At 47.1% G+C, this 11,482-nt stretch carries 10 protein-coding genes; all 10 read left to right on the top strand.

Translation table 11 applies throughout. The annotated features are described in order from the left end of the window. Positions 1-50 precede the first annotated feature (50 nt). The 10 genes from scfA (at position 51) to NE473_RS06990 (ending at position 11,473) form a co-directional block, all read left to right on the top strand. A complete protein-coding gene (scfA, locus tag NE473_RS07035; RefSeq protein WP_002601553.1) occupies positions 51-197 on the top strand; it encodes a six-cysteine ranthipeptide SCIFF in 147 nt (48 codons plus the stop codon). 130 nt (positions 198-327) lie between these two features. Further along, positions 328-1,722, top strand: coding sequence for a thioether cross-link-forming SCIFF peptide maturase (gene scfB, locus NE473_RS07030; protein WP_055651165.1), 1,395 nt, complete (start codon positions 328-330; stop codon positions 1,720-1,722). 18 nt (positions 1,723-1,740) lie between these two features. Further along, positions 1,741-3,915, top strand: coding sequence for a protein translocase subunit SecDF (locus NE473_RS07025; RefSeq protein WP_022030651.1), 2,175 nt, complete (start codon positions 1,741-1,743; stop codon positions 3,913-3,915). 43 nt (positions 3,916-3,958) lie between these two features. Further along, positions 3,959-5,101, top strand: a complete 1,143-nt coding sequence (gene tgt, locus NE473_RS07020) for a tRNA guanosine(34) transglycosylase Tgt (RefSeq protein WP_006773646.1) — start codon at positions 3,959-3,961, stop codon at positions 5,099-5,101. Positions 5,102-5,154: 53 nt separating this feature from the next. Beyond that, positions 5,155-5,451, top strand: coding sequence for a preprotein translocase subunit YajC (gene yajC, locus NE473_RS07015; RefSeq protein ID WP_006773645.1), 297 nt, complete (start codon positions 5,155-5,157; stop codon positions 5,449-5,451). A gap of 325 nt (positions 5,452-5,776) precedes the next feature. After that, the gene (gene mtnA / locus NE473_RS07010; RefSeq protein WP_039891652.1) at positions 5,777-6,826 is read left to right on the top strand and encodes an S-methyl-5-thioribose-1-phosphate isomerase; all 1,050 of its coding nucleotides are present in this window, start codon (positions 5,777-5,779) and stop codon (positions 6,824-6,826) included. Between the two features lie 78 nt (positions 6,827-6,904). Beyond that, entirely contained in the window at positions 6,905-7,678 is a 774-nt protein-coding gene (locus NE473_RS07005) for a DeoR/GlpR family DNA-binding transcription regulator (protein WP_006773643.1), read from the top strand. A 34-nt stretch (positions 7,679-7,712) separates the two neighbouring features. Continuing rightward, positions 7,713-8,834: a BMP family lipoprotein gene (locus NE473_RS07000; protein WP_055651164.1), complete on the top strand. Its 1,122-nt coding sequence runs from the start codon at positions 7,713-7,715 to the stop codon at positions 8,832-8,834. 19 nt (positions 8,835-8,853) lie between these two features. Beyond that, entirely contained in the window at positions 8,854-10,422 is a 1,569-nt protein-coding gene (locus NE473_RS06995) for an ABC transporter ATP-binding protein (RefSeq protein WP_055651163.1), read from the top strand. After that, entirely contained in the window at positions 10,412-11,473 is a 1,062-nt protein-coding gene (locus tag NE473_RS06990) for an ABC transporter permease (protein ID WP_055651162.1), read from the top strand. Before NE473_RS06995 ends, NE473_RS06990 begins: the two co-directional genes overlap by 11 nt. Positions 11,474-11,482 lie beyond the last annotated feature (9 nt).

The raw sequence follows: 11,482 nt of genomic DNA, 5'->3' as shown, positions 1-11,482 counted from the left end.
TAACATGTGGTATAATCTCAAAGAATTAGCTAATTACAGGAGGTGTAAGAATGAAACACGTTAAGACATTAAATTCCAGCACATTAAAGGAATCTATGAAAAAAGGCGGTTGTGGCGAGTGCCAGACTTCCTGCCAGTCAGCCTGCAAGACATCCTGTACAGTGGGCAACCAGAGCTGTGAGAACAGCAATAGATAGTATGCCGGAATATGAGGCAGATGAGTGAAAAAGACCCCTACGGTCGTAAGGACGGTAGGGGTTACTTCGCTTGTCTGCCCAAAACTCGTTTATGGCGTTAAAATATCGTTAAGACAAGGAGAACATTTCAGTGATTCATCAATATATCAACAATGGCTTCCATATCATTATGGATGTCAACAGCGGTTCTGTACACAGCGTTGACCCCGTGATGTACGATGCGGTCGAAATTGTGGCGGAGCGTGTGCCGGAACTGGCGGAGCCGCAGCCGCTTCCGGCGGAAGTCGCAGAGGAAGTGAAGGAACGGCTTTCCCCTACATATGGAGAAGCGGAGGTTTTAGAGGCGCTGGAGGAGATCCAGTACTTAATCGATGCGGAAGAGTTGCTGACCACCGACCAGTATCACGATTACGTGGTAGATTTTAAGAAGCGTAAGACTGTAGTCAAGGCGCTCTGCCTCCATATTGCCCATGACTGCAATCTTGCCTGTCAGTACTGTTTTGCGGAAGAGGGCGAGTACCACGGCCGCAGGGCCCTCATGAGCTTCGAGGTGGGAAAGAAGGCGCTGGATTTCCTGATTGCCAATTCCGGGAACCGCAGAAACTTAGAGGTGGACTTCTTCGGAGGCGAACCTCTGATGAACTGGGAGGTCGTGAAGCAGCTGGTTGAATACGGCCGTTCAAAAGAGAAAGAATATAATAAGAACTTCCGTTTTACCATGACCACCAACGGCGTTTTGTTAAACGACGAGATCATGGAATACTGTAACCGTGAGATGAGCAACGTCGTACTAAGTCTCGACGGCCGGAAGGAAGTCAACGATAAGATGCGCCCGTTCCGGGGCGGAAAGGGAAGCTACGATTTAATCGTTCCCAAGTTCCAGAAGTTTGCTGAAATGAGGGGCGACAGAGATTATTACGTCCGCGGTACCTTTACCCGTCATAATCTGGATTTCTCCAAAGATGTGATGGAATTTGCGGATTTGGGCTTCCGCAGCATGTCAATCGAACCGGTGGTGGCAGCGCCGGAGGAAGAGTATGCCATCAGGGAGGAAGATCTCCCGCAGATCATGGAAGAGTACGACCGTCTTGCCGAAGAGTATTTAAAACGGAAAAAAGAAGGACGGGGCTTTAACTTCTTCCATTTCAATATCGATTTAAATCAGGGACCATGTGTTGCCAAGAGACTTTCAGGCTGTGGTTCCGGAACGGAGTACTTAGCGGTGACTCCGTGGGGGGATCTCTATCCCTGCCACCAGTTTGTCGGCCAGGAAGAATTCCTTCTCGGCAATGTCGATACAGGTGTGACTAACGAACGTATCCGCGATGAATTCAAACTCTGCAACGTCTATGCAAAGGATAAGTGCAGGGACTGTTTCGCGAGATTCTACTGCAGCGGCGGCTGCGCGGCCAATTCTTATAATTTCCATGGGAGCATTACCGATGCATACGACATCGGCTGTGCAATGCAGAAGAAGAGAATCGAATGCGCCATCATGTTGAAAGCGGCTTTGGCTGAAGACTAAAATTAAAGGAGAAAAGTCATGAAAAGTAACAAAGGCAAAGGCCTGATCGGGCTGATCATAGCGCTGGCTCTGGTAGGACTGTTCGGATATTTCGGATATACTACCATGAATGATATTAAGCTGGGCCTCGATCTGGCGGGCGGTGTCAGCATTACGTACCAGGCAAAGGAAGAGAACCCGAGTGCCGAGGATATGTCGGATACCATTTACAAACTGCAGCAGAGGGTTCAGAACTACAGCACAGAAGCTGAGGTCTATCAGGAAGGCAGCAACCGGATCAATGTCGATATTCCCGGCGTATCGGATGCCAATGCAATCCTGGAAGAACTGGGTAAGCCCGGTTCTCTGATCTTTGTCGATGAGGCGGGACAGACTATTTTAAACGGCAATCAGGTTGCCACCGCGAAGCCGGTTATTACCGACGAGAACGGAATTAAGAAGTATATGGTTGATTTAACCTTTACCGACGATGGAAAAACCGTATTCGCAGATGCAACGACAAAGAATGTCGGCAAGAGAATCGCCATCATCTATGACGGAAAGATCTACTCCAATCCGGTTGTTAACGAGCCGATCACACAGGGACAGTGCCAGATCAGCGGCATGGTTTCCTATGAAGAGGCTGAAACACTGGCCTCTACCATTCGTATCGGTTCCCTTTCCCTGGAGCTGGAAGAACTTCGTTCCAACGTGGTAGGAGCAAAACTGGGACAGGAAGCCATTGCGACCAGCTTAAAGGCAGGCGCGATCGGATTCGGCATTGTTGCCGTATTTATGCTTGTCGTATACCTGGTACCTGGACTTGCTGCAGTGATTGCACTTTCCATTTACGTAGGTGTCATTCTGATTCTGCTTTCCGCATTCAGCGTGACGTTAACCCTTCCGGGCGTGGCAGGTATCATTCTTTCCATTGGTATGGCAGTTGATGCCAACGTTATTATCTTCACTCGTATCAAAGAAGAGATCGGCCTCGGAAAGACGGTTCAGTCCGCCATCAAGTCCGGTTTCAACAAAGCTTTATCAGCGATCATCGACGGCAATGTGACCACTTTGATTGCTGCCGGCGTGCTGTTCTGGAGAGGCTCCGGTACCGTTAAGGGATTTGCTTCCACACTGGCTATCGGTATCGTTTTATCCATGATTACCGCGCTGTTTATTACCAAGTTTGTCTTAAACACACTGTTCAACTTAGGATTCCAGGATCCGAAGTTTTACGGGACAAAGACAGATAAGAAGACCATTGATTTCCTTGGAAAGAGGAAAATCTGGTTTGCAGTATCCTTAGTGGTTATCGTGATTGGTCTCGGCGGTCTTGTAATCAATAAGACACAGACCGGTGATATCTTAAACTACAGCATGGAGTTTAAGGGCGGTACTTCTACCAATGTAACATTTAATGAAGATATGACCCTGGACGAGATCTCTTCCAAGGTAGTTCCGGTCGTGGAAAATGTAACCGGCGACGCCCAGGTTCAGACGCAGAAGGTTGCGGGAACCAATGAAGTAATTATCAAAACGAGAACCTTAACAGTTGAAGAAAGACAGGCCTTAGACCAGGCAATGGTTGATAATTTCGGCGTGGAGGCCGAGAAGATTACGGCGGAGAGTATCTCCGGTGCGATCAGCAAGGAGATGAAAGAGGATGCAATCATAGCTGTTATCATCGCCACCATCTGTATGCTGCTTTATATCTGGCTGCGGTTTAAGGATATTAAGTTCGCGGGAAGCGCTGTACTGGCACTGCTTCATGATGTTCTCGTCGTGCTTGCGTTCTATGCGCTGCTTAAGTGGTCCGTTGGCTCTACCTTTATCGCATGTATGCTGACGATTGTGGGCTACTCCATCAACGCGACAATCGTTATCTTCGACCGTATCCGCGAGAATCTGAAGGTTCACAGCAAACTGGAACTGGCAGAGATCGTAAATATGAGTATTACACAGACCTTTACGAGAAGTATTAATACCTCTTTAACTACGTTTGTCATGGTATTTGTACTGTTCCTTCTCGGTGTATCCTCGATCCGCGAGTTTGCGCTTCCGCTGATGGTTGGTATCGTATGCGGAACGTATTCTTCTGTCTGCATCACTGGTTCTTTATGGTATGTAATGACCGTTTACAAGAATAAACGTATGGAAGAGAAGAAGGCTGCTGAAAAGGCATCCAGGGCGGCTGCGAAGAGCTCCAAAAAATAAGTGTGAGTTGATACAAACTAAAAAATAAAAGTCAGGAATCAGAATGAATTATAAAATCATTGCAAAGGATGGCCGTGCAAAGCGGGCGGAAGTCAACACGGTGCACGGAACCATCCAGACTCCGGTATTCATGAATGTCGGTACGGTTGGTGCCATCAAGGGCGCTGTCTCCACGGATGATTTAAAGGAGATCAGGACTCAGGTAGAATTGTCCAATACGTATCACCTTCATGTGAGAACCGGGGATAAGTTAATTAAGGAATTCGGCGGACTCCACAGGTTCATGAACTGGGACCGCCCCATCCTCACGGACTCCGGTGGATTTCAGGTCTTTTCCTTAACCGGTTTGAGGAAAATCAAAGAGGAAGGCGTCTATTTCCAGTCCCATATCGACGGCCACCGTATCTTTATGGGGCCGGAGGAGAGTATGCAGATCCAGTCGAATCTGGGCTCTACCATCGCCATGGCGCTGGACGAGTGTCCTCCTCACCCGGCGACCAGGGAGTATATGATAAACAGTGTTGACCGGACCACCAGGTGGCTGGAGCGCTGCAAAGCGGAGATGGCGAGACTCAACAGTCTGCCGGATACCATCAATCGGGAACAGCTGTTATTCGGAATCAACCAGGGCGGTACGTATGAAGATATCCGTATCAGACATGCGAAGACCATCTCCGCCATGGATCTTGACGGATATGCGCTGGGAGGCCTGGCCGTGGGCGAGAGCCACGAGGAGATGTACCGGATTTTGGATGAGACGGTGCCGTATCTTCCGGAGAATAAGCCTACCTATTTGATGGGCGTCGGAACACCGGCCAATATCCTGGAGGCGGTGGACCGGGGCGTGGATTTCTTCGACTGTGTCTATCCGTCGAGAAACGGCCGCCACGGCCATGTCTATACGAACCAGGGCAAACGGAACTTATTTAATTCCAGGTATGAGCTGGATCACAGTCCAATCGAAGAGGGATGCGGCTGCCCGGCCTGCCGGTCCTACAGCAGAGCATATATCCGGCATTTGTTAAAAGCAAAAGAAATGCTCGGGATGAGATTATGTGTCTTGCATAATTTGTACTTTTATAATACAATGATGGAAGAGATTCGCGACGCAATCGAACAGCACCGTTATGCGGAGTACAAAGCAGAAAAGCTTGCCGGCATGATGGCGGTACAGGCTGAGAAGTAAGGACAATGATACCGCGGCGAGGCGGCGGATCGTTAATAAGGAGGAAATGATTTATGGCATTAGCAACCAGCGGCGGAATGGGTATGGGATTCTGGATTATCTATATCGCGGTAATCTTCGGCTTCATGTATTTTATCGCAATCAGACCGCAGAAGAAGGAAAAGAAGAAACAGCAGGAACTGCTTGCAAGCATTGCAATTGGTGACAGTGTTTTGACAACCAGCGGTTTTTACGGTGTGATTATCGACATGACTGATGATACCGTGATTGTTGAGTTCGGCAATAATAAGAACTGCAGAATTCCGATGCAGAAGGCTGCGATTGTTCAGGTGGAAAAACCGGAAGTATAAGAAGCAAACCTGATAAAGTAAAACAGGATAGAGAACTGGCTGTGGAGAATCAGAGAGTTGATTTTCTGCAGCCGGTTCTTTTTGTTTCTGTGTAATTCAAAAGGATGTTAAAAAATAACAATTAAAACTTTCCAATTTGAGGTAATTAAACAAATAAACTTGCTATTTCTACAAGAACAAGGTAAAATATCCCAATAGGCTATCTTGCTATTAGAAATAAATGTTTAAAAATAACAAAATAATATTGACTTCAAACAAGCAATGTGGTAATATCTCGGTATAGATGTTAGAAACAAACATAAGGGGAAAGGAATTGAGAAACAATATGAGAGAAATTATCACATTGAAATGGGAGAAAGGGAATCTGTTTTTGTTAGACCAAACACTCCTTCCGAATACGGTTACGTATGTGGCCTGTAAGTCACTGGAGGACGTCTATCAGGCGATCCAGACTATGATTGTCAGAGGGGCGCCGGCCATCGGTGTGTCAGCCGGATACGGTATGGTCCTTTCTGCCAATGCTTTTGATGGAACAGAAACAGCATCATTTCTGGATTACTTCAGAGAACAGGGTGAATACTTAAAATCCTCCCGTCCTACTGCGGTAAACTTGATGTGGGCCGCTGACAGAATGGTGAAAAGAGCAGAAACCCTGGTTGATGAGGGGTATCCCATGGAGGCTGTAAAGAAGGAGCTGGAAGCGGAAGCTGTGGCGATTCATGAGGAAGACAAGCAGACAAACAGAAATATCGGAGAAAATCTCTTAAGCCTCTTAAAGGATGGAGACACTGTGCTGACTCACTGCAATGCCGGAAGCCTGGCAACCTCGGAATACGGCACCGCACTGTCTGTCTTCTATATGGCTCAGGAAAAAGGCATGAACATTAAAGCCTTCGCAGATGAAACGAGACCGAGACTCCAGGGCGCCAACTTGACTGCATTTGAGCTGGTGGAACACGGTGTCGATGTGACACTGATCTGTGACAATATGGCTGCAGTAGTCTTATCACAGGGAAAGATCAATGCTCTTATCGTTGGCTGTGACCGTGTAGCGGCGAATGGTGATACGGCGAACAAAATAGGGACCTTTAGTGTAAGCGTCCTGGCAAATCAGTTTCATGTACCGGTCTATATTGCGGCACCGACGACCACGATTGATATGGAGTGTCCAACTGGAAAAGAGATCCCGATCGAGGAGAGAAGCAGGGAAGAAGTTCTTTGCATTAATGGGGAATATATCGCCCCGAAGGAGGTAAAGACATACAATCTGGCATTTGATGTGACACCGGCCGAATATATTACGGCCATTGTAACGGAGAAAGGGATTGTTTACCCTCCTTTCCGTGACAATTTAAAGATACTGATGAAAAAATAGGGAAGAGGTGAAAGGAAGCTGCCTTTCATTTCGACCGGAAACGCCGGAAATAAGGCGTTCACTTGAAAGGAGGCAGGTATGAAAACATTTAGCGCAGAAGAAAGAAAAAAATTTATTCTGGATTACGTAAAAGAGAATGAATTCGTAGACATCACTTATTTAAAGGATACGCTGATGGTGTCTGAGATGACCATTCGGAGAGATTTAAAGAAGCTGGAAGAGGATAACAGCCTGGTAAGAGTGCTGGGAGGTGCAAGAAGCATTCCCGGAGGTACGTATGAAGATCCGGTGGACAAACGGGTGAAATTTCACTCGGAGGAGAAGGACAGGATCGCCAGATATGCGGCATCCCTGGTAAATGAAGGTGATTCAATCTTTATGGATGCCAGCAGTACGGTGTATGCCATGGCAGATTATTTAGAGGTTCATGCTACTGTAATTACCAATAACATCAGTATCTGCATGAAACTGAAAGACAAAGAGAAAATTGACGTAATCCTGATCGGAGGAAGTTTAAGAAAGAGCGCCATGTCTCTGGTAGGGATCGAAGCAGTCCGTATGCTGGATAACTATTATGTGGATAAGGCATTTCTTTCTTCCAAATCGGTGGATGAGAAGCATGGTATTTCCGACGCTACGCGTGATGAGGCGGAGGTTAAGAAGGCGATGATTAAGGCCAGCGAGGAAGTCTATTTCCTGATGGATCATCACAAGCTGGCGAGCAGGGCCTTTTACAGGGTCTGTGGCCTGGAGGAAATTACGGAGCTGATTGTAGATGCTTCGGATGATGAATATGTAACAGAATTTGCGGAAGAATGCAGAAAGAACAATAAACGTATCTGCTGTGTCTGATAAGGTACAGCACAAGGAGAAGGAGAGGACGATCATGAAGAAAGTATGGGCAATCTGTTTAACGGCAGCTTTAACGGCAGGCATGCTTGCGGGATGTGGAAGCGCAAAGACATCAGATACGGCTGGGGAGAGCGTATCGACAAAGGCATCTGTTGGCGAGGAGAAGAAGGACGGGGATTTAAGTGTACTTCTTCTCGTTCCGGGAACTCTGGGGGACAAGTCTTTCTTTGATTCCGCCAATGCAGGACTGGCACTCATCGAGGATCATTATGGTGCCAGCACAAAGGTAGTGGAGATGGGAACGGATATCACTAAATATTCCGCTACACTGGAAGATGTGATCCATGAGGGCTGGGATATTATCATTACGGGAGGCGTCAATATTTCCCAGCCTCTTCAGGAAGCGGCTGAGGAGTATCCGGATCAGAAGTTTATCTTATACGATGAGAGCGTAGACTTTTCAGACGGAGCCAATTCCAATATTTATTGTATGACCTATAAGTGTTATGAAGGCGGTTATCTGGCCGGTGTGCTGGGAGCTTCCGCTTCGAAAACCGGGCAGTTGGGATTTGCAGGCGGATTCGATATTCCTCTGATTAATGACTGGCTGGTGGGATACATAGAGGGGGCCAGGACTGTTAACCCGGATATCAAGATTAACACAGGTTATATGAACAGCTTTACAGATGCGGCCAAAGGTAAAGAGATTGGAATCGCGTTATATCATGCAGGAGCTGACATCGTATTTCAAGCGGCAGGCGGTGCAGGTCTGGGAGTTTTAGATGCGGCTAAGGAGACCGGCAATCATGCGATCGGAACAGATTCAGACCAGTCAGAACTATTCTCCAGCGATGCAGAGAAGGCAGATGCCATATATGCGTCTATTTTAAAACGTGTTGATATTTCCATTGAGAAGGCCGTTGGTGATTACCTGGATGGGAAACTGGAATTCGGTACTGTAAAGACGTATGGTTTGTCAGACGGCTGCATAGAAATCACGGACAATAGCTGGTATCAGAAGAACGTGCCTGCAGCAGCAAGAGAAAAGGTAGCTGAGGCGAAGCAGAATATCATCGACGGGAAGGTCGAAATCAAAAGCGCATTTGATATGACAGATGAGGAAATCGCATCGCTGAAGGGCGAGGTTCAGCCATAAGCGCAGAGAGGTGATACGGATGGAGAAGGCCAGAGAAATTTTAAGCATGAAAAATATCACAAAAGTATACGGCAATGGAGTTTTGGCCAACTCTCATGTGGATTTTTCTATAAATAAAGGAGAAATTCATGCGCTGATGGGGGAAAACGGAGCCGGAAAATCAACACTTATGAAGATTCTGTTTGGAACCCAGCAACCGGATGAAGGCACGATACAACTGGACGGAAAAACGGTAAAGATCGCTTCCTCTAATGATGCCCTGCGGCTTGGAATCGGGATGGTACACCAGCATTTTAAGCTGGTGCCATCTCTTACCGTGGCAGAAAATATTGTATTGGGAAAAGAACCGAAAAAGAACGGTTTTCTGGACCGGAAAAAGGTGGTTGAAATCACCAGAGCACTTTCTGAGCGATTCCGGTTTGATGTGGATCCGACGGCAGCCGTCAGTGATTTGTCAGTCGGAAAGAAACAGAAGGTAGAGATTTTGAAGGCGCTGTACCGAGAGGTAAAACTGTTGATTTTAGATGAACCCACCGCAGTTTTGACTCCACAGGAGACAGAGGAACTGTTTGAGCAGTTAAACAAGCTGAGGGAAGCTGGTCTTACCATCATCTTTATTTCTCACAAGCTGAATGAAATTAAGGAGATATGCCAGAGAATTACCATCATGCGCCATGGCAAAAGCGTAGGTACTTATGATGTTGCGGGACTGACGGTCGAAGATATATCGAAATTGATGGTGGGCCGCGATATCATATTGAAGGTAGAAAAAAAACCGGCAAAACCGAAAGAAGTCAGACTGTCTGTGCGAAATTTGAGCTGTAAGAATGAAGTGGGCCGGCAGGTGCTGGATCGAGTTTCATTTTCTGTGCGTTCGGGAGAAATTCTGGGAATTGCCGGAGTGGAGGGCAGCGGTCAGGAGGAACTGGTAGAATTGATTACCGGAATGAGGCATCTGGACAGACGAAATGGAGAAGTGCTGATCGGTGCAGAACGAACGGCGGGCTGTTCTGTTAAGGAGATCAGGCGAAAGGGGATGTCCTATATTCCGGAGGACCGTATGGTCTATGGGGCAGCAGGCCACGTTACCATTCGGGAGAACATGATTTCCAGTATTTGTGATTCTGATCAGGTAAATTCCGGACTGTTTCTCAATAAAAAGAAGATCGACCGCTGGGTTGAGGCAGGCATTCGTGATTACGATATTCGCTGCGGAAGTCCTCTCGATGAGATTGGTATGCTGTCAGGAGGAAATATGCAGAAGGTAATTGTAGCACGGGAGTTTTCCACAGAACCGTCGATTTTAATTGCAGATCAGCCGACACGGGGCGTTGATGTGGGGGCGATCGAATTTATTCATAAAAAGATTGTGGAAATTCGTGACAGAGGCTGTGCGGTCCTTCTGGTTTCTGCGGATCTTAATGAGATTCTGGAACTCTCGGACAGTATTATTGTTATGTGCCAGGGAAGAATTTCCGGATATTTCCCTCAGGCAAAGGAAATGAGTGAAGAAGAGCTGGGGTATTACATGCTTGGTGTTAAGAACCAGCCGGAGGATGACTTAAGGAGGGCCTGCTGTGAAGAATAAGAATAAAATCATGTCCCGGTTTGAGCTGTTGAGAACTCTTCTGGCTGTCGGAATCGCCGTGATATTTGCGGTTGTCATTATCTTTCTGGTAAGCAGCCAGCCTCTGGAGGCTATCTACAAGTTCTTTGTGGCTCCACTTACCTCATTCCGTTATATTGCCAATATTATTGAGCTTATGACACCGCTGTTATTCACCGGTCTGGCAGTTACCTTCATTCTTCAGACGAAGGTTTACAATCTTGCTGTGGAAGGAATGTTCTATGCGGGAGGACTGGCAGCTGCCATGGTGGCTACCCTGCTTAAGATGGGGCCGGGAGTTCACGCTTTTACCGCTCTGTTTGCCGGCCTTGCTGCCGGAGCGCTGATTGCATTTCTGCCGGCTGTTTTAAAATTAAAGTTTGAGGCCAATGAAATCGTATCTTCTCTGATGCTAAATTACATTACCTTCTATATTGGGGATTTTCTTTTAAAGACTTATATGAAAGATCCCAAAAGCACGCATGTGGCTTCTCTGAAATTCGCGAAGACGGCAAGGCTGTTTGAATTTACGAGAGGAATCCATTTAGGGCTTGTGATTGCGGTAATTCTTGTAGTCGCAGCGTGGCTCTTCCTGTACCATACGAAATGGGGTTACGCCATCCGTATGTGCGGGGAGAATAAAAATTTTGCAAAGTATTCGGGAATTGGAGTGACAGGGACGATACTGCTGTCTCAGATTATCGGCGGGGCAGTGGCAGGTCTGGGCGGAGCGGCATATATGATGGGATCTCAGCAGCGTTTTAACTGGGAATGGCGGTCGGGATACGGCTGGGATGGCCTGATCATCGCTATCATTGCGAGAAATAATCCGAAGTTTGTTCCTGCGGGCGCATTCCTTTTGGCTTATCTGAGAATCGGGTCCGATATAATGAGCCGTGGAACTGATGTGCAGAACGAAGTGGTTTCCATCATTCAGGGTGTTATCATCGTCCTGATAGCAGCTACCGGTTTCCTTGCCGGTTATAAGAAGAAACTGACTGTAAAAATGACAAGAGAAGCGGCTGACGCGTAAAGGAGGAGC

Origin of the sequence: Hungatella sp. SL.1.14 (genome assembly GCF_024460495.1) — a bacterium.
In the GTDB taxonomy this organism is placed as follows: domain Bacteria; phylum Bacillota; class Clostridia; order Lachnospirales; family Lachnospiraceae; genus Hungatella; species Hungatella hathewayi.
The sequence above is the reverse complement of the archived record's forward strand: the minus strand, read 5'-3'. Positions and strand labels throughout refer to the sequence as shown.